The sequence below is a fragment of the Cryobacterium sp. RTC2.1 genome, from assembly GCF_035018685.1.
Taxonomy (GTDB): Bacteria; Actinomycetota; Actinomycetes; order Actinomycetales; family Microbacteriaceae; genus Cryobacterium; species Cryobacterium glucosi.
On the sequence record NZ_JASJXJ010000008.1, the window covers coordinates 1 to 18,419 of the forward strand.

Here is an 18,419-nt window from a genome sequence, read left to right on the forward strand (position 1 = left end):
AAACGCGCCGACATCCTCCGGGCGTTGTTCGAACACGCTGCCCGCGACACGGACACCCCGTCGATGGGCGGGTCGGCACCGACGGTGATGGTGCACGTGAACGCCGCCGACCTCGCCTCCGGGGTCGGGGTGGGGTGGATCGACGGCGTCGAAGCCCCCGTGTCTTTGAAGACGGTGCACCAGCGCATCTGCGACGGCGGCTTCCAGGGCGTGTTGTTCGGGGCGAACAACGACGTGCTCAAGCTCGGGCCGGAACGACGGTACTTCAACCGGGCGCAACGCCGGGCGATCACCGCCCGGGACGGCGGCTGCATCATCCCCGGGTGCAAAGCCCCGGCGCACTGGGCCGAAGTACACCACGTGAAGCCCTGGGCCAAGGACGGCCCGACGACCGTCGATAACGGGGTCCTGCTCTGCTGGTTCCATCACCACACGATCGACACCTCGGGGTGGGAGATCCGCATGGTGAAAGGCTCACCGCAAGTGCGGGCCCCTGGGTTGATCGATCCGCAACGGCTCTGGCGGCCACCGAACCGGCACCGCGCCCACCAGATCCTCACCGGACCACCCAACCGCGACTGACCGGCCCGGCTGAATCAGGTGACAGTGATGTCCGGCACCGAAGGGATGTTCCTGACCGCCGTGGATGCGAGGGCCACGATGGCCTCGCCGCGGAGCGTCTGGGACTGTCCCGGCGCGACCAGCATGGCGTCGCGGAGGCCCAGGGCAAGGGAGTCCGTGCCTGGCGCGCCGTCGATCTCGACCTCGCCCTCGAGGACGACGACCAGGACGCTCTCGTCGGGTCCCGGCATCACCGATAACGGGTCGGTGAGACGCTCGACCCGGAGGGAACCCGTCGCGGCGGTGCGGCGCAGCATCAGGTTCAGGTCGTCGGAGCTCTCCGCCGAACCTGTCGATGAGACGAGGCTCTCCCCGGGAAAAGCGCAGACCTCGTACTGGCTGATGTGTTGCAACGTGCCGTCGATGGTCAGGTCGAGCCCGGCCGCGGACAGCGGCACGAGATATCGGTCGATGCCGGCGAACTCGGAGAATGCCGAGTCGCCGGCGATCGTCGCGATGCTGACCCGCCAGTCGAAATCGTCCATTGTCGCCGCAGGGGGCGCTACGGCCACAGTGCTCGTCCAGCCTCCGCCATTGCGCCAGGCGACCGGCACCCGGGCGCTCGCGCGGGAGACGGCGTCAGAACGCTGCTCGGGCGGCACGGGTCACCACCGTGGGCACGCGCTGTCCGAGCAGCCAGGTGGCGGCGGTCAGCGGTACCCCCGGCCGATAGGCGATGTGCGAGATGGAGGGCGCGTCAAGTACCTGCAGATCGGCGCGACCGCCGACCCGGAGCGAGCCGACGGCATCCACCCCCGAGTCACGCCCGAGGGCGCGGGCACCGCCTCGAGTGGCCGCGCGCACGGCTTCCTCAACGGTCAGGTGCATCTGCAGCACGGCCGTTGCGATGCAGAACTGCATCGAGGTCGTGTACGAGGTGCCGGGATTGCAGTTGGTCGCGATCGCCACGGTGATGCCCGCGTCGAGGAGCGCGCGGGCCGGCGCGAGTGGTTCCCGGGTGGACAGGTCGCAGGCCGGCAGTACGGTCGCCACCGTGTCCGACGCGGCGAGGGCGTCGAAGTCGGCGGGAGTCAGGTAGTTGCAGTGGTCGACGCTCGCCGCCCCGAGCTCGACGGCCAGGGCGACACCCCCGCCGTGCCCGAGCTGGTTGCCGTGCACACGCAGGCCGAGCCCCGCCGCCCGGCCGGCGAGCAGGACCTCCCGGGATTGTTCGACGTCGAAGGCCCCGCGCTCGCAGAACACGTCCATGAAACTGACCCACGGCCTGACGGCGGCCAGCATCGGGCCGGTCACGAGGTCGAGGTAGTCGCGGGCGCTGATGCCCTCCGGAACCAGATGCGCGCCCAGGAAGGTGACCACGTCCGCCCCGCGAGAGGCGATCTCCGCGGACCGGCGCTCGGTTTCGACGTCGAGGCCGTAGCCGGTCTTGGTCTCGAGGAAGGTGGTGCCCTGAGCCCGCGCCTCGTCGCGCAAGGCTCGGAGATTGGACTCGAGTTGGGCATCCGTTGCGGCCCTGGTCGCGTTCACGGTGGTGCTGATGCCGCCGGCGGCATATTTCGTCCCGGCCATGCGCGCCTCGAATTCAGCGGAGCGGTCGCCGGCGAAGACGAGGTGGGAATGCGAGTCGACCCACCCCGGCAGCACGGCCCGCCCGCCGACACTCGTGCGCACGTCGGCGACGGGCGGATGCTCGGCGTCGCCGATCCAGGCGATCCTGCCGTTGTCGATGACGAGCGCGGCGTTCGCGCGACGGTCCTCGTGGCCGGCGAACGTGCTCAGCTCGCCGATATCGGTGATCAGTTCGGAGGTCATGCGCGTTCCTTCGGGATCAGGCGGACCGGGTTCATACGGTCGATGGTGTCGTCGAGCCGGTGCAGGGCGGCACCGAGCAGGACTGCGGGGTCGGCAGCGGGCGACACGAGAAGCCCGTCGCTCGCGATGATACGTCCGCCGACGATGACGCGGCGCACATCGCTCGCGGTAGCGACAAGCGGGAGCTGGTCGGGACCCGCGCCGACGGTGCGGACCGAGGCGGTGTCGAGTTCGACGAGGTCCAGCCACGCACCGACCTGCAGCCCGCCGGTTCCGAGCCCGAGCGACGCGTAGCCGCCGCGGGTGAGTGTCTCGGTCAGTTCCGGTGGTGAGAATCGGCCGCGCCGACCGGAGGCGAGACGTTCGCCGGCCTCGAGGCCGCGGGTCTCGAGAAAGGGGTCGACAACCGCGTTCTGGTCGGATCCGAGGGCAAGCCGGGCGCCGGCATCCGCCAGGCGTCGAGCGGGCCCGATCCCGTCGCCCAGGTCGGCCTCTGTGGTCGGGCAGAACACGGCCGTCACGCCGGCGGTGCCGAGGAGTTCGACGTCGTCGTCGGTCAGGTGGGTCGCGTGGACGACGCTCAGCCGGGGAGTCAGAGCGCCGAGTTCGTGCAGCAGGCCCGTCGGGGTGAGGCCGTATTCGGCGAGGCACTCCGCGTTCTCCTGGGGCTGTTCGGAGAGGTGGATGTGCAGTGGAACCGTTGCCGGCAACCCGGCGAGGATCGTCGCCATCGCCGACCGGGGCACAGCCCGCACCGAGTGCACGGCGGCACCGAGCGTGACGGCAGGGCCTGGACCGGCCAGAGTACGAGCGACGGTATCGAGGGTGTCCCGCAGGCTCGACCAGCGTTGCAGCCAGGCCTCCGCCGAGCCGTCGCCGAACCGCCGCTGCAGGTCGGAGAGCGGACGATCCGCGCCCCCGCGCAGGTAGCAGGTGTCGAGCAGGGTCAGGCGGATCCCGGTGTCTCGTGCGGCGGCCGCGACCGCGAGCTCCATGGCGTGGGCATCCGGGTACGGCCGGCCGTCCTGCCGGTGGTGCACATAGTGGAATTCGCCGACGGCCGTCCAGCCGCTGATGAGCATCTCGGCGAACACCGCCGAGGCGAGTTCGTAGTACAGGTCGGGGTCCAGAGCGGATGCCGCGGCGTACATTCTCTCCCGCCAGCGCCAGAAATCGCCGCCGTCGGCCTGCGTGCGTCCGCGCAGGGCACGGTGGAAGGCGTGCGAATGCGCGTCGCCCATCCCGGGGACCACGGTACCGAGGACCGTGTCGCCGGCGCGCGCCGGAACGCCCCGCTCCAGCCGGGCGATCGTCCCGTCCGGGGCCGCGTGCACCCGGACCGCGTCAACGGGCGCGCCGTCGATCAGGGCGCGTGCGCACCAGAACGTCACGGTGATTCCCGGTTTCACAGCAGCTCCCGGAGAACCTGCTCGAGCGCCGCGACGCCGGCGAGGCAGTCGTCGAGCGTGGCGAATTCCTCCGGCGAATGGGAGACTCCGGTCGGGTTTCGCACGAAGATCATCGCCGTGGGCAGGCGACTCGACAGCACTCCGGCATCGTGGCCGGCGCCCGTCGGGAGAGTAGGGACGCCGTGCAGGGAGTGAACGAGCCGGTCGCGCAGCGCCTCATCGAAAGCGACGGCGCCGCTCCAGGATTCCTCGGCAACGACCGCGGTGCATCCCTCTGCTGCGGCGGCCGCCGAGACCCGCGCGGTGATCTCCGTGACGAGGTCCTGTGCTGCGGCATCCTCGGCGGCACGGGCGTCGAGCCAGACAGTGACCTGCGAGGAGATCACGTTGGTGCCACCGGGCACGGCCTCGATCCGGCCGATCGTGGCCCGGGAGCCGGTGCTCGCGACGGCGGCATCCCGAACCGCGAGCATCGAGCGGGCGGCTGCGAGCATCGGGTCCCGACGGTCGGTCATGCGCGTGGCACCGGCGTGGTTGCCCTCTCCTGTGAAGGTGATGCGCCAGCGCCCGTGGGCGAGGATCGAGGAGGCGACCGCGACCGGGCTGCCCAGGTCGATCAACCCGCGGCCCTGCTCCACGTGCAGTTCGAGGAACAAGCCGATGCGTGCGAGGGCGGCCCGGTCCTCGCCGAGGCCGGCCGGGTCGATGCCGGCAGCGGATGCCGCTGCTTCGAGCGAGATTCCGTCCGCGTCGACGAGAGCGCGGGCCCGACCTGCATCGAGTGCGCCGGTCATCAGCCGGGAGCCGAGGCAGGCGATACCAAACCGGGAGCCCTCCTCCTCGGCGAAGACCAGCACGGCGCAGGGGCGTGCGGGCCGGAACCCGCTCGCCTGCAGTCGTGCGATCGCGTCGAGGGCACTGACCACGCCGAGGGGGCCGTCGTACGTACCGCCGCCGGGAACGGAGTCGAGGTGGCTGCCCACGACGATCGCGTCGTCGCCGCGCGGCCCCCACCACGCCCAGGTGTTTCCGTTCCGGTCGATCTCCACGTCGAGCCCGAGCCGGACGGCGCGTCCGGTGAACCAGTCGCGCAGTTCCAGGTCGGCCGGCTGCCACAGGTGCCTGGAGTAACCGCCGCGCCGGGCATCCCTGCCGATGTCCGCGATCTCGTCGAGGCCGGAGAGCAGGCCGTGCGCCGTTGCCGGCGCCGTCATTCGGCCTCCCACATCGGCACACGCAGCCCGCGCTCACGGGCAACGGCGGCCGCCCGCTCGTAACCGGCGTCGACGTGACGCATCACGCCGGTGCCGGGGTCGTTGATCAGTACCCGTTCAATCTTCTGGGCGGCGAGATCCGTTCCGTCAGCGACGGTGACCTGGCCGGCGTGGATCGACCGGCCCATGCCGACACCGCCGCCCTGGTGGATCGACACCCAGGTCGCGCCGGACGCCGTGTTGAGCAGGGCATTGAGCAGCGGCCAGTCGGCGATCGCGTCCGAGCCGTCCTTCATCGCCTCGGTCTCGCGGTACGGAGAAGCGACGGAGCCGGCGTCGAGGTGGTCGCGTCCGATCACGATCGGGGCACTGATCTCGCCGGAGGCGACCATCTCGTTGAACCGCAGCCCGGCGAGGTGCCGTTCCTTGTAGCCGAGCCAGCAGATCCTGGCGGGGAGGCCTTCGAACTGCACCTTCTCCTGGGCGCCGTGGATCCAGCGCGCGAGTTTCGCATCGTTCGGGAACAGTTCGAGGATCGCCCGGTCGGTCGCGGCGATGTCGGCCGGGTCCCCGGAGAGGGCGGCCCAGCGGAACGGTCCCTTGCCCTCGGCGAACAGCGGCCGGATGTAGGCGGGAACAAAACCCGGAATCTCGAATGCGCGCTCGCATCCGCCCAGGACCGCCTCGGCACGGATCGAGTTGCCATAGTCGAACACCTCGGCCCCGGCGTCGCGAAACCCGACCATCGCGGTGACGTGCCTGGCCATCGATGCCCGCGCCCGGATCGTGAAGTCCTCGGGGTCCGCGGCGGCGCGGGTGTGCCAGTCGGCGACGCTGATGCCCTCCGGCAGGTAGCTGAGTGGGTCGTGCGCACTGGTCTGGTCCGTGACGATGTCGATCGCGACGCCGCGTTCGAGCAGTTCGGTAAAGACGGATGCCGCGTTGCCGACGAGCCCGACGGAAAGCGCCCGGCGGTCCGCCTTCGCGGCGAGGACCCGGGCGACGGCGTCGTCGAGGTCGTCCGTCATCTCGTCGAGATAGCCGTGGTCGACCCGGCGCTGCAGACGGGCGGGGTCGACGTCGACGATCAGCACCGCGCCACCGTTCATCGTCACCGCGAGGGGCTGGGCGCCGCCCATGCCGCCTGCGCCGCCGGTGAGGGTGAGGGTTCCGGCGAGCGTGCCATCGAATCGCTTGTCCGCGATCGCGGCAAAGGTCTCGAACGTGCCCTGCAGGATCCCCTGGGTGCCGATGTAGATCCACGAACCGGCGGTCATCTGGCCGTACATGGTCAGCCCGGCCTGCTCGAGCTTGCGGAACTCGGGCCACGTCGCCCAGTCCCCGACGAGGTTGGAATTGGCGATCAGCACCCGAGGCGCCCAGGTGTGGGTGCGGAAGACCCCGACCGGCTTGCCGGACTGCACGAGCAGGGTCTCGTCGTCCTCGAGCTCACGGAGGGTGCGCACGATCGCGTCGAACGCCTCCCAGCTGCGGACGGCCTTCCCGGTGCCGCCGTAGACGACGAGATCGTCGGGACGCTCGGCGACTTCGGGGTCGAGGTTGTTCATCAGCATGCGCAACGGCGCCTCGGTCTGCCAGCTCTTCGCGGTCAGGGTGGTGCCCCTGGCAGCGCGAACCGGACGGGGGAGATGCTTCTGGGCCACGATTTTCTTCCTTCTGGTTGATGCCGGCCGGCGCCGGTTGGTTAGTCGGTTGGTTTTGTCTGATTCTGCGGCAGCGGGTCGGAACCCAGCCGTTCGGAGATCTCGCCGGCGACCCGGATGAGAAGGGCGCCGATGCGATCCAGTCCGGGATCGGTGACGCGGTAGTTCGGGATGACGACCGACACGGTTGCGACGATCTTGCCGACCGAGTGAACGGGCACGGCGATCGCAGTCGAGTCATGGTCTGCTCCGCTTCGGACGACGGTGAAACCCCGGGGACCGACAGCGCCGGCGAATGCCCTTCCGGCAGCCGTCGTCGAGCGGGGAATGACCCGGCCGACCCAGTTGGCGAGCTGGACCGGATGGGTCCCGTGCACGCCGGCCGCGTACAGCATGGTGTCCGAGGTCGACGGCAGGCCGAGGTAGGCGTTCTCGCTCGTGAGCTCGACGATCTCGTGCAGCTTCGGCTCCGCGACGGAGACGATGGTCTCCCGGGAGAGCGCCTGGGCGCCGAGCCGGATGGTGATGCTCCCTGGCCGGTAGTCGCCGCTGTCGTCCCGCGAGACGAACCCCGTGGTTTCAAGGGTCCGCAGGAGTCGGAGGGCGGTCGAGATCGACAGGTCGCTGCCGCGCGCGGCTTCGGTCAGGGACACGGCGCCGTGTTCGCACACGTAGGCGAGGAGGCCGAGTGCGCGTTCAACGGTCCGGGTGCCCGTGGATTCCGGAGCGTCCAGGCTCATGCCGCCGCCTTTCGAGAGAATCCGATCAACTGCGACCGGAGAATTTCCATCTAGTGACAACATGATTTCATTTTTTTACGCTCCGGACAAGGCCCGGCAGTTCCGCACGGGCAACTGTTGCCGTGCTCAGCCGGGCTGGGGTGCCTCGAGGGGGATGGCTTTCGGCTTGCGCAGGGCCCGGGTTGCGGGCAGGACCAGGACCAGGATCACGAGGGGGATCAGGAAGGCGATGCCGAAACCGGTCTGGTCGGCGACCACCCCGACGATGACGGTGCCGAGGATGGCGCCGGCGTAATTGAAGAGGTTCACCCTCGCGATGATCTCGTCGCTGCGGGACGGGAGGACGTCGCCGGCGGCCCCGAAGGACAGCGGGACGAGGGCCCCCGCGATCACGCCGGTGAGGGCGAAGCCGATGATCGCGCCTGCTTCGGTCGGAACCAGGGCGATCACCACGAATCCGATGCCGCCGAAGACGATGGCCGACGTTGCGATCACCGTGCGGGCGGTACGGCGGACGAGGTAGTCCACGCCGAGCCGTGAGATGAGCACGACGATCTGGTATGCGGCGTAACCGAGCGGCGCAGCCCAGGCCGCCGTATGGAGCGTGCCGCTGAGGTAGATGCTGCTCCAGGTGCTCACGGCGGAATCGGCGACGAACGCGGCGAGGATGAGCGCCCCGATCACGAAGACGGGCCAGCGCGGAATGCGGGTGGCGTCGCGGGCGTGCCCGGGCTTGCGGGCCGCATGACCCGTGTCGAGGAGCCGCCAGCCGGCGACGATGACGAGCACGTCTACCACTCCGACGATCGCGAGGACCGCCCCGGCGCCGGCCGGGGTCTCCACGAGCGCGACCATCAGGAATGCCCCCACGATCGCGGCGAGCGTGTAGGCGGCGAAGAACCGCCCCAGGAGGGGGCGGGGCCTGCCCCTCTGCACGAGGACGCCCTGCATCGCGCTCGAAGCATCCACCGCGCCCAGCCCGACGCCGTAGAGCAGTACGGCACCGATGTAGATCGGGGCCGGCTGTGCGGTCGCCATCATGAAGAACCCGACGGCCTGGGCGGCGAGCCCGCTGAGCAGCGCGGCCTTGCTGTTGCGGCGGATGGCGATCGCGTCGGCGAGGACCGATCCGCCCGCCGCGGCGAGCGAGACCCCGAGGAGAAGGAGGGCCACCATGGTCGCGTCGAGGGACTGGCGTGCCTGGATGGTGGGCAGGGAGGTCGCGATCACTGCGTACCCGAGTCCCTGCACGGCATAGGTCGACCCGACCGAGACCAGCTCCGCCCGTGGGACGGGGAGGTGCGGGCTCAGCTCCACAGCGGATGCCGCTTCCGGACGATTGAGAAGGCCTGCCTGGCTATATCGATCGTCATGTCCACGTCCGTTTCGGTGAGGGCGGCGTTGATGAAGTGGTTGTGGTGCGAGGTGATGAATACCCCGCGCTGCACGCATTCGGCGACCCATTCCTGGTGAAGCATGAGTGAGTCGTCGTCGGCGAGACGCAGGTAGAACAGGGCTGGTTCCCCCGAGGATACAAGGGTGAAGTCCTCGCCGTGTGCCGCCGCGACGAGACCCGTGGTCAACCGGGTGCCGAGCCGGGCGAACTGGGTGGGCGCGTCGATGCGGTGCAGCTTGGTGATCGTGGCGATCGCGGCGGCGAACGGCACGGCGCTCATCCAATAGCTGCCCGTGTATGTGATGCTGCTGACGGCGTCCTTAAGGAAGTCGCGGCCGCAGAGCGCGGACACGTTGTAACCGTTGGCGAGGGCCTTGCAGAAGCAGATCAGGTCGGCACTGAAGCCGTAGTAATAGTCGGAACCGGCCAGGTCGAGCCGGAAGCCGGCCCGGACGTCGTCGACGATGAGGACGACGCCATGCTCGTCGCAGAGCCGGCGAACGGCCTGCCAGTACCCCTCGGCCGGGAGCGCGTTGTCCACGAAGTTCCCGTGCATGTACGGCTGGGCGATCAGCCCGGCGATCTGGCCGGCATGCTGTTCGAGAGTCTGGCGCAAGGCCTCGATGTCGTTGAACGGAATGGTCAGGTTGTTGGCGACATCCTCTTCGAGGACCCCGGGGTAGTCGAGCTTCTGCGACCAGGGTGCCACCCCGTGGTAGTAGCCCTTCACGAAGATGATCTTCTTGCGGCGGGTCGCTGCGCGTGCCGTCATGATCGCGAGGGTCGTTGCGTCGCCGCCGTTCTTGGCGAAGAAAGCCCAGTCTGCGCTCGCGACCGTCTCGACGAGGAGTTCGGCGAGGTCGACCATGATCGTCGACGGGATCGAGACGACGTCCTCGAGTTCGGCCTGCCTGCGGGCGGCCGCGTGGACCTCGGCGTCGCCGTACCCGAGCACGTTGGGGCCGTAGCCGCACATGTAGTCGATGTATTCGTTGCCGTCGACGTCCCAGAACCGGCTTCCCTCCGCGCGGGAGGAGAAGAGCGGGAAGGAGGCCTGTGGGATGTAGCAGCCCTCCGAGGGGCCCTGGTGGCCGTAGATCCCCGACGGGATCACCTTCGTGGCCCGCGCGAAGGCGGCACGGCTGAGCGGGTATTCGAACGGCTTGATGGGATTCATGGGCGTGACGGGGGAGAGGGTGTCGGTCATGGCGGGCTACTTTCCGAGGTAGGAGCTGACGCGGTCGAGGATCCTGCTGGTGTTGTCGACGAGCGGGATCATCCCGCGCATCGCCATCCGACCGTCGCAGATGCAGGCGAGGGCGCTGTATCGCCCGCTGAGCACCCCGCCGGCGACATCGAGGTCCGCGAAGGTGAGCGCCGCACGGGGAGAACCGGTGGGTTCGGCATCGAGGCGGATGCTGCTGCCACGGACTGCCAGCCGGTAGCGGAGTCCCTCCCCGACTTCGATGTCCACGTCACCGTCGGGCATCTGCGCGACGCTGAACTGTCCGCTGCGGTCTTCGTTGCCGATGATCGTGATCGCCGTCGCGGCGACGTGCAGGGTGAGCAGGGCGTTGATCTCGGTGAAGCCCGCGTCGGCGAGGCGGTCGGGGGTCGGCTGCAGGTAGGAGCCGAGGAGGTTGCTGAGCGGCGTGAACACGGTGAGCAGGAAGCGCAGTCCGGCCGGTCCGGCGGCGGGAATCGGGCCGGCCGTTCCGTCGACGACGGCGTTGAGGTGCGCGGCCGAGCGGAAGACCAGCAGGGCGCGGGCGGCGCCCGGTGTACGTCCCGGCGTGATCCCGTCCTGCGCGAAGCTGAGGTCGAGGCTGAGCCCGGCCGGTCCGCGGAAGCTCACCGTCACCGGGCGTTTCAGCTTGGCGAGGAGCGCCTGGGCATCGGGAGCGAGTTCGGCGAGCCGTGGTAGCGCGCCGAGTACCGCGTGCAGGTTGACCTGGGCGCGCACGTGGGGGTCGGTGTCAGTGAGCACGGGGGTCCTGTTCGGTGTTGTTGCCGGTGTTGTGGCCGGTGTTGTTGCGGGAGTTGTTGTCGTCACAGTCGAGATCGAGATCGAGATCGAGATCGATGTCGAGGTGGATGCGAATCCGGATGTCGTCGCTCTCGTCATCACTCGGTTCGGTGGCTGCCTTGTCGGGCGCGGATGCGTGTCCCGCGAGCGACGCAGCGGCGAAGCCCGCGAGGGACCTGGCGGCCTCGGTGTCGCGGTCCGCGAGCCAGGTCGACGTCATCCCGTCGACGATCGCGACGAGGTAACGCGCGAGTTGCTCGACAGGTGCAGTCCAGGACTGCCCGGTGAGCTCGGTGACGCGGCGCAACGACTCCTTCGCCGACCGGTAGTAGACGTCGTACTGGGTGCGTGCCGCTTCGGCGGTCCCGGTGCGGGAGGCGTACAGGGCAAGTTCCGCGAGGGCGAGTTCACGGTGCGGGTTGGCCACGAGCCAGTCGATGTAGGCGTCGAGGCCGGCCCGGAGCACGGCCTTGACGCTGCGGTCCTGGTCGGTTCCCACGCTCGTGAACACGAGGAACTTCTGTTCCTCTGTGTTGGTGTCGATCACGGCCGTGAGCAGATCGTCACGGGAGTCGAAGATGTAGTGGAAGGCGCCGAGCGGCATGCCAGCTTCGGCGACGATGGCACGGGTCGTTGCGGCCGTCAGCCCATCGCGGGCGATGACGCGCGTGGCCGCCGCGATGAGTTCGTCCCGACGCTGTGCGGGCGGGATGCGCCTCATCCGCGGGCTCCCGACGTGAGGCGTGCTGCGACGGCGAGGGAGATTCGCTGTGGCGCGAGGCTGGCCAGGCTCCCGGTGACCCGATTCCGGAACCCGACCGTGAGCGTCGGGCCGGAGTCAGGCCGGTCGAGGGAAGCGAATGCCGAGCGCACGACGGTGTCGATCGTCGCGACCGAGCCCACGGCGAATGCGTCGGAGCCTGCGGCCTCGAAGAACCCGGTCGCCGTCGGACCGGGGCACAGCGCCAGGACGGTGAGCCCGGTCCCGCGCTGTTCCTGCCACAGCGATTCGGTGAGGGAGGTCAGATACGACTTGGTCGCCGCATAGACGGCGATGCCCGGCAGTGGCTGGTGCGAGGCGGTGCTCGAGACATTGAGGAGGACGCCGCCCGGCGCCGACAGGAGCGCTGGCAGCAGCAACCGGCTCAGTATCGTCGGGGCCAGCGTGTTGACGATGATCTCGTCGGCGATCCGGCGGGAATCTTCGTGCACGAACGGCCCCGCTGTGCCGAAGCCCGCGCAGTTCACCAGAACCCGGATGGGGATTCCCAGAGCCTCGGCGGCCGCGACAATCCGATACGGGGCCTCGGGGTCCGACAGATCGTCTGGCACCACGAAGGCGTGCACGCCGGAGGATTCCTCCAACTCGGCGGCGAGGGCCTCCAGACGGTCCTTTCGCCGCGCGACCAGGGCGACGTCATACCCGCGCTCCGCCCATCGTCGGGCGAATTCGGCACCGAGACCGGAGCTGGCGCCCGTTACAACGGCGAGGTGCCCGAGCTTCTTCGGCGGTGCATCCTTCTGCGGCGACTTCTTCGTCGGCGACTTCTTCGGTAGTGACAGAGGCACGGGTACTCCCGGTTGCAAAGTTGGACGATTGACCAACTAGGCAAGATTTGCACGCTGACCAGGGAGGCGCAATGCCCGGGTAAGACGTTTTACACGCCGGTAACGTGGCGAAACATGCGCGCCACGTGATGCCCCAGGTCGCTTCCGTGCCGTCCTTGATGTCCGGGCCAGGTCGGTACGGTACGCTCGTGCCCCGCAGGAATCCACCCGTCGTTGGACCCGGCATCGGCTCAGTGCTTCCGCATATATTCGGCAGGTAGCGTCACCTCGGGTGCGGTCGGACCATCCGACCGATGCCACAGTCCAACCACGCTCGCGAAGGGAACCGTCGTGTCGCACTCCCGAGCCCGACGATCCACAACCGGGACTCGGACTCGGACTCGGACCCGGGGTCGCGGACTCGTCATCGCGGGCGTCGCGGTCGCAGTCTGTGTCGGACTGGGCTTCGCCGGCTGGAACCTCGCCGGGTTCGGTGCGGGCGCCGCGGGGATCACCGTCACCTGCCCGACGGCCGACCCCGTCGACGTCGGCGCGATCACCGTGCCCGCCGGGCCCGTCGCCGGCTATTGCCAGGACCGCCTGGTCAACGCGGCCCACATCATGAACGCAGGGAGGGACCTCGGGATCGGGACGCACACCCAGACCGTCGGCGTGATGACCGCACTGGGCGAGTCGGGCCTGCGGGTCCTCGACTACGGCGACGCGGCAGGCGCCGACAGCCGCGGACTGTTCCAGCAGCGCGACAACGGCGCCTGGGGAACACTGGCCGACCGGATGGATCCCTACGTCTCTGCGCAGAATTTCTTCACCAAGCTGACGAAGGTCGCCGGCTGGAAGGAGATGGAGCCGACACTGCTTGCCCACGCGGTCCAGGTCAACGCCGACCCCGAGCACTACGCGGCTTACTGGGCGCGGGCGGAGGACATCGTGGCGGCCCTCGCGATCCCCACGGCCCCGTGACGCACGGGGCCGGGAGGCCTGGGGCCGTACAGCACGGCCTCAGCTGCGGCGAGTGACCAGGTAGTCCAGCGCCGCGGTGTGGAGCTCGGCGTCGAAGCCGCGGGCGACCCCGTCGATCTCGACGATCGGCACGATCTGCCGCACGCTCGAGGCGAGCCAGACCGAGTCTGCGGCATGCAGCTCGTCGGGAGTGACGGTGCGGTACTCGGTGGTCAGCCCGTTCGCCTCCGCGTACTCGAAGAAGGCGGCCTGTGCCGTGCCGGCCAGGATACCCTGGTCGGTCGACGGCGTGACGAGGTGCCTGCCGAACTGCAGCACGGCTGTCGATGTCGGCCCTTCCAGGACGAACCCGTCGCTGCTGATGAAGATCACGTCGTCGGCTCCCCGGCGCTCCGCCTCGCGGTAGACCGACTTGTTCACCGCGTAGGAGAGGGTCTTCGCTCCCTGCAGCAACCACGGGGACGTCTGGGCGACATCGTGGCGGTAACCGCGGTCGAGGGTGACCACCTTCAGGCCGTGGGTGCGCGCCTCGGTGAAGTCGGGTTCCGGGTCGACGAAGACCCACCCCGTGCACCGGCCGGCGCCCTCGATGCCGCGGGTGAGCACGAGCTTGACCGACAGGCGCGGGTGGGTCGACGCTGCGATTCCCTGGCGGATGCCCTCGCGGTAGAGGTCGAGGCACGGAGCCGGCAGGTCGAGCAACCTTGCCGAATTGGACAGGCGGGCCAGGTGCGGCTCGAGGGCCTGGCCGAAACCGTCGATGGCGTCGAGCGTTTCGAAGATACCGTCGCCGCGGGTCACCGCGAGGTCGAGCACCGAGATCTGCGGGTCTGCCGGGTCGGCCCGACGGACCGAGGCCGCGAGCGCGGAGGCATCCGTTCCGGTCTGGGTCGGGTCGTCCAGCATGAACAGCACGCGGGGGTCCGCCCCGTCTGTGGGCGAGGCGTCCGCGTTCATCGCAACGGGATTCGTGTCTGCTGTGCTCATCGTTCTACTCCATAGTGCTCGTGGCTGATCGTGTTCTCGGAAATCCAGTCGGGCAGCACCGCGTAGCCGAGACCCGGCCCGGTGGGAACGGTCACCATGCCGTCGAGTGCGGTGACCGGGGGGTCGATGATGTCCTTCGCGTAATACTTCTCCGACGCCGACACATCGGACGGGTAGCTGAAGTTGGGCAGCGATGACAGGGCGACGTTGGCCGCGCGCCCGATGCCGAACTCGTGCATCCCGCCGCACCACACCGGGATGCCCGCATCCCTCGCGAGATCGTGTGCGGCGCGGGCAACGGTGAGACCGCCCATCCGTGACACCTTGATGTTCAGGATCCGGCCGGCGCCGAGGGCGATCATCGTGCCGATGTCGTCGAGGTCCACGACCCCCTCGTCGAGGCAGATCGGGGTCTCCAGGGTGGCCTGGAGCCTGGCATGGGCGACGAAATTGCGGGGTGCGTACGGCTGTTCGATCATGCTGAGGCCGAATTCGTCGAGACCGCGCATGAGGGCCGTGGTTTCGTCGGTATCCGCGTAGATCCCGTTCGCGTCGACATGGACGTCCTGCTTCGGGAAAGCGGCGCGTACAGCACGAACGGGACCGATGTCCCAGCCCGGCTTGATCTTGAGTTTCACCCGGCGGTATCCGGCGTCGACATGGCGGCTGACCTCGGTGAGCAGGGCGTCGATGGAGGATTCGATGCCGAGGGAGACGCCCGCTGCGACCTCGGCGCGGGTGCCGCCCAGTGCCACGGACAGCGGTTCGTCGCGCGCGCCGGAGTACAGGCTCCACGCGGCCATGTCGAAGCCGGCCTTGGCGAACTCGTGGCCGCGGATGCGTGCCCACGTCGTCGCCAGCTCGGCCGGCGTCTCCCACTCGTGCCCGATGATCGCGGGGACGATGTATTTCTTCGCGACGAGGAGCGCCGTGTCCACGGTCTCCGAGGAATAGAAGGGGTCGCTCGCCGAGGCGATCTCGCCCCAGCCGACCGCGCCGGATTCGTCGGTGAGGCGCACCACGATGTGGTCGAGGTGGCTCTTGCGGTGAGAACTCGTCTCGAAACCGTGCACAAGCGGCAACCGGGTGACAAACAGGGAAACGCCCACTACCTTCATCGTGCTCCTTCGATGCTGCGTTGGGTGCTGCGTTCGTCCATGGTTCACTCCACGTAACTGTTCAGGATCTGGTTCAGCTGCTCCCGCTCGGCGAACCTGCGCCGGGCTCCTTTGGCACTGGCAATACTCAAGGTACTCACCAGGTGGATGACGGCGGCGACCGCCGTGGGGGAGTCGGCGTACGAGGCGCTGCTGGTCGGCACGGTCACGGTTTCGGTGGCGAAGGCTGCGACCGGAGCATCGGGGGAGTCCGTGACGGCGATCACGGTTCCGCCGGCCGCGGCGAACCGTTCGGCGACGAGCACGCTCTGCCGCTGGTACCGGCGGAACGAGAACACAACGAGCACATCGGTCGGGCGGACGTCGCTGAGGACGTCGATCGAGCGGACGGCGGCTTCGTCGATGAGGAGCACCTGAGAGAGTCCTGCCGAGAGGTCCCAGGCGAACAGGGTCGCGTATGCGAATGACTTGCCCGCGCCGAGCACATACCGCCTGCGGGCGGCCACGATCCGGGCCGGCGCGCGAACGAGGGCATCGTCTTCCCCGAGGTGTGCGAAGGTCTCGGCAAGGTTCTTCTTTTCGCTCTCCACGATGCGCGCGCGCAAGACCGACGACGACGACCGCTTCTGCAGTCGTGCGGCGTACCGGTCCTCCGGGCTTGTGAGGGCCTCGTTCGCCTCGGTCATCGGGCTGCCTGGCGGATGCGCGGCGCGGCCTCCTGGGTGCTGGCCGCGACGAAGACGTATGCGGCGCTCGTGCCGTCGACCCGGACGCAGGATTCGGCGACGTAGCCGCGCTCGAACAACTCGGTGAAGGTTTCGGCCACGGCGGCTCTCAATGCCTGGACGATGACGGGGGCGAGCGTCTTCGCGGGACTGTCGGACGGGATCGGCACGTGGATGACGTCGCCGTCGCCCACCGGCCGACCCCAGTGCCGGGGCAGCGTCGTTCCCAGTGCTGTGGGGTCCACGACGGGGAAACCCGGGGGGGTCGAGGCCGCGGCGCGGGGCGGCGTGGCCGACTCGGTACCGGTGGCGTCCGAGAGCGCCCAGTCGACGATCAGGCGATCGGAGAACGGCTCGTCGTAGTAGTTCGCGGCGAAGCGCACTCCGCGGGCGCCGAGCACGTCGAGGTTGAAGTGGGCATTGCGGGCAAGGGTCGGGTCGAACGCCCAGCGCATCGAGGTGAGTCCCTCTGATCTCGCGATGATTGCCTGTTCCTGCTTGAGCAGGCGGCCCACTCCCTTGCCCTGCCAGGCGGGGTCGATGAACGCGGCCTGCGAGTACAAGTAGGGCGCCCCGGATTCGAAACCCACGAAGCCGTAGGCGAAACCGACGAGCTCGCCGGCGCCGTCCCGCGCGGCAACGGCCGCACCGCCGTTGCCCACGATTGCCGAGAGCAGCTTCGGGTTCAGGCTGTGATCGGCCGCGGTATAACCGAACACCCGGGTATACAGCTCGCTGGCGTGGCTGAACACGGCGCGTGACCGGGTGGATTCCACCGTGAGTTTCAGGTCACCCATGTTGTGTCGTTTCCCTGTCCTGGTCTTTTCGGAACACGATGTTCCAGAACCAATCTGACAATCATAAACAACTTATGTGTCGTATTCGTTTCGTAACTCTCAAGCAAATCCGCGAACTTGTCGAAGGATAGGTAACATATCTTCTACCTGTTCCGAGCCTGCCACCGCCTGAGGAGATGCCGTCATCACATCCACTGGACCCGTCATACCGGACGCCTCCGCGCGGGCTCGTGCGCTGGCGACCCTCGAGGACTACGTGCTGCGCGAAACGCCGACCGGGGCGGGCACGGCCATCACGGCGTTCGCGGATGCGCTCGCCGCCCGCTATTCCGGACTCGGCGGCACGGTGGTGCTGCACCCGACACCGGGAGGCCCCCACCTGGTCGCTGACTTCCCCGGGCGGGGCAGTGGCGTCGGCGCCGCTCCCGTTCTCCTGATCGGGCACTCCGACACGGTGTGGCCGGTCGGCACCCTCGCCGGCGACGTGCCGTGGACGAGCGATGGAATCCGCATCACCGGCCCAGGGGTCTACGACATGAAATCCGGCCTGGTGGTCATGGAAGAGGCCCTCGAGCTGCTCCGCGCCCTGGGCGATGCCGGCGCCGTGGACCACGTGCCGGTGCGGATCATCGTCACGGCAGACGAGGAAATCGGCTCCCCGACCTCTGGCGCGCTGCTGCTGGCCACGGCCGACGGCTGTTCTGCGGCGATCGGCTTCGAGTCGCCGCACCCCGACGGCGACCTCAAGGTCGGGCGTCTCGGCAGCACCCGCCTCGCTCTCGCCGTCTCCGGTGTTCCCGCCCACGCCGCCCTCGACCCCGAGAAGGGAGTCTCCGCGACGGAGGAGATCATCGACCAGTTGCTGCGGGTGCGCGACATCGCGGCCAGGGCCACGATCCGCGCCGAAGAACGCCCGGCCGCCAAGGTGCTCTACAACCTCGGTTCCATCACTGCCCCCGGCCTGGCCAACGTCGTCGCGGACGACGCCGTGGCCGTGCTCGGCTTCCGCTTCTCCGATCCGGACATCGAAGGCGAAGTCCTCGACGAGATCGAGGCGCTGACTCCCGTCCGCCCGCGTGCGCAGGTGGCCGTCACCCGGCTGTCCTACCGCCCGGCCTGGCAGCCACGCGCCGCCGACCAGGCCCTGGCCGCCGTCATCTCGGGCTGCGACGCCGGGTTCGGCGGCGGTGGTTCCGACAGGGCTCCACTCAGCGCTCGTCCAGCGGCCGGCGCCGCGGACACCAACCTGCTCGGCGCATCCGCTCTCGGTATCGTCGACGGTTTCGGACCCCGCGGCGGCGGTGCGCACGCCCGCAGCGAGCACATCATCATCGAGTCGCTCTGGGAGCGCATCCGCCTCCTCGCCGAGGTCCTCACCGTCATCCACCTGCCGCGCTGAGCAGTCTCGCCCGTCGCGGGT

General features: G+C 69.0%; 18 protein-coding genes. 3 read left to right on the forward strand and 15 right to left on the reverse strand.

The window, feature by feature from the left end:
• Positions 1-582: HNH endonuclease signature motif containing protein (locus tag QN357_RS02205; RefSeq protein ID WP_323504368.1), on the forward strand; the 582-nt coding region annotated here is incomplete at its 5' end.
• Between the two features lie 14 nt (positions 583-596).
• Here QN357_RS02205 and QN357_RS02210 read toward each other — a convergent pair.
• From QN357_RS02210 to QN357_RS02260, 11 genes are all read right to left on the reverse strand, one after another.
• Positions 597-1,223, reverse strand: a complete 627-nt coding sequence (locus QN357_RS02210; protein ID WP_323504369.1) for a HutD family protein — start codon at positions 1,221-1,223, stop codon at positions 597-599.
• A complete protein-coding gene (gene hutI / locus QN357_RS02215; RefSeq protein WP_134559171.1) occupies positions 1,201-2,394 on the reverse strand; it encodes an imidazolonepropionase in 1,194 nt (397 codons plus the stop codon). The genes QN357_RS02210 and hutI overlap by 23 nt, the downstream gene beginning before the upstream one ends.
• Positions 2,391-3,803 (reverse strand): formimidoylglutamate deiminase, encoded by a 1,413-nt coding sequence (locus tag QN357_RS02220; protein ID WP_323504370.1) that lies wholly within the window; start codon positions 3,801-3,803, stop codon positions 2,391-2,393. The genes hutI and QN357_RS02220 overlap by 4 nt, the downstream gene beginning before the upstream one ends.
• Positions 3,800-5,017: an allantoate amidohydrolase gene (locus QN357_RS02225; protein WP_323504371.1), complete on the reverse strand. Its 1,218-nt coding sequence runs from the start codon at positions 5,015-5,017 to the stop codon at positions 3,800-3,802. Before QN357_RS02225 ends, QN357_RS02220 begins: the two co-directional genes overlap by 4 nt.
• Entirely contained in the window at positions 5,014-6,681 is a 1,668-nt protein-coding gene (gene hutU / locus QN357_RS02230) for a urocanate hydratase (protein ID WP_134449304.1), read from the reverse strand. The genes QN357_RS02225 and hutU overlap by 4 nt, the downstream gene beginning before the upstream one ends.
• A 41-nt stretch (positions 6,682-6,722) precedes the next feature.
• Positions 6,723-7,421, reverse strand: a complete 699-nt coding sequence (locus QN357_RS02235) for an IclR family transcriptional regulator (protein ID WP_134449305.1) — start codon at positions 7,419-7,421, stop codon at positions 6,723-6,725.
• A gap of 126 nt (positions 7,422-7,547) precedes the next feature.
• Complete coding sequence (locus QN357_RS02240; protein WP_166787377.1) at positions 7,548-8,738, reverse strand: MFS transporter; 1,191 nt, start codon at positions 8,736-8,738, stop codon at positions 7,548-7,550.
• Complete coding sequence (locus QN357_RS02245) at positions 8,729-10,024, reverse strand: aminotransferase class III-fold pyridoxal phosphate-dependent enzyme (RefSeq protein ID WP_323504372.1); 1,296 nt, start codon at positions 10,022-10,024, stop codon at positions 8,729-8,731. Before QN357_RS02245 ends, QN357_RS02240 begins: the two co-directional genes overlap by 10 nt.
• 6 nt (positions 10,025-10,030) lie before the next feature.
• Entirely contained in the window at positions 10,031-10,804 is a 774-nt protein-coding gene (locus QN357_RS02250) for a hypothetical protein (RefSeq protein ID WP_323504373.1), read from the reverse strand.
• Positions 10,794-11,564, reverse strand: a complete 771-nt coding sequence (locus tag QN357_RS02255) for a TetR/AcrR family transcriptional regulator (RefSeq protein WP_323504374.1) — start codon at positions 11,562-11,564, stop codon at positions 10,794-10,796. Before QN357_RS02255 ends, QN357_RS02250 begins: the two co-directional genes overlap by 11 nt.
• Positions 11,561-12,412 (reverse strand): SDR family NAD(P)-dependent oxidoreductase, encoded by an 852-nt coding sequence (locus QN357_RS02260; RefSeq protein WP_241985019.1) that lies wholly within the window; start codon positions 12,410-12,412, stop codon positions 11,561-11,563. The genes QN357_RS02255 and QN357_RS02260 overlap by 4 nt, the downstream gene beginning before the upstream one ends.
• Positions 12,413-12,742: 330 nt before the next feature.
• Between QN357_RS02260 and QN357_RS02265 the strand changes: the two genes are divergently transcribed.
• Positions 12,743-13,372: a hypothetical protein gene (locus QN357_RS02265; RefSeq protein ID WP_323504375.1), complete on the forward strand. Its 630-nt coding sequence runs from the start codon at positions 12,743-12,745 to the stop codon at positions 13,370-13,372.
• A 39-nt stretch (positions 13,373-13,411) separates the two neighbouring features.
• Here QN357_RS02265 and QN357_RS02270 read toward each other — a convergent pair whose 3' ends face one another.
• Genes QN357_RS02270 through QN357_RS02285 form a run of 4 tightly spaced genes read right to left on the reverse strand, consistent with a single transcriptional unit; the run spans position 13,412 to position 16,999 of the window.
• Complete coding sequence (locus QN357_RS02270; protein ID WP_323504376.1) at positions 13,412-14,359, reverse strand: aminodeoxychorismate lyase; 948 nt, start codon at positions 14,357-14,359, stop codon at positions 13,412-13,414.
• Positions 14,356-15,477, reverse strand: coding sequence for an o-succinylbenzoate synthase (gene menC, locus QN357_RS02275; protein WP_134449310.1), 1,122 nt, complete (start codon positions 15,475-15,477; stop codon positions 14,356-14,358). The genes QN357_RS02270 and menC overlap by 4 nt, the downstream gene beginning before the upstream one ends.
• A gap of 44 nt (positions 15,478-15,521) precedes the next feature.
• Positions 15,522-16,163, reverse strand: a complete 642-nt coding sequence (locus tag QN357_RS02280) for a MurR/RpiR family transcriptional regulator (protein WP_134561558.1) — start codon at positions 16,161-16,163, stop codon at positions 15,522-15,524.
• Positions 16,160-16,999: a GNAT family N-acetyltransferase gene (locus QN357_RS02285; protein ID WP_323504377.1), complete on the reverse strand. Its 840-nt coding sequence runs from the start codon at positions 16,997-16,999 to the stop codon at positions 16,160-16,162. Before QN357_RS02285 ends, QN357_RS02280 begins: the two co-directional genes overlap by 4 nt.
• 256 nt (positions 17,000-17,255) lie before the next feature.
• On the opposite strand from QN357_RS02285, the gene QN357_RS02290 reads away from it, so the two are divergent.
• Positions 17,256-18,398 (forward strand): M20/M25/M40 family metallo-hydrolase, encoded by a 1,143-nt coding sequence (locus tag QN357_RS02290; RefSeq protein WP_323504378.1) that lies wholly within the window; start codon positions 17,256-17,258, stop codon positions 18,396-18,398.
• Positions 18,399-18,419: the final 21 nt, after the last annotated feature.

What these genes read in the sequence shown, in the direction of transcription:
- hutI (WP_134559171.1), bottom strand. Translation starts at nt 2,394, where the DNA reads ATGACCTCCGAACTGATCACCGATATCGGCGAGCTGAGCACGTTCGCC.
- QN357_RS02225 (WP_323504371.1), bottom strand. Translation starts at nt 5,017, where the DNA reads ATGACGGCGCCGGCAACGGCGCACGGCCTGCTCTCCGGCCTCGACGAG.
- QN357_RS02235 (WP_134449305.1), bottom strand. Translation starts at nt 7,421, where the DNA reads ATGAGCCTGGACGCTCCGGAATCCACGGGCACCCGGACCGTTGAACGC.
- QN357_RS02245 (WP_323504372.1), bottom strand. Translation starts at nt 10,024, where the DNA reads ATGACCGACACCCTCTCCCCCGTCACGCCCATGAATCCCATCAAGCCG.
- QN357_RS02255 (WP_323504374.1), bottom strand. Translation starts at nt 11,564, where the DNA reads ATGAGGCGCATCCCGCCCGCACAGCGTCGGGACGAACTCATCGCGGCG.
- QN357_RS02270 (WP_323504376.1), bottom strand. Translation starts at nt 14,359, where the DNA reads ATGAGCACAGCAGACACGAATCCCGTTGCGATGAACGCGGACGCCTCG.
- menC (WP_134449310.1), bottom strand. Translation starts at nt 15,477, where the DNA reads ATGAAGGTAGTGGGCGTTTCCCTGTTTGTCACCCGGTTGCCGCTTGTG.
- QN357_RS02280 (WP_134561558.1), bottom strand. Translation starts at nt 16,163, where the DNA reads ATGACCGAGGCGAACGAGGCCCTCACAAGCCCGGAGGACCGGTACGCC.
- QN357_RS02285 (WP_323504377.1), bottom strand. Translation starts at nt 16,999, where the DNA reads ATGGGTGACCTGAAACTCACGGTGGAATCCACCCGGTCACGCGCCGTG.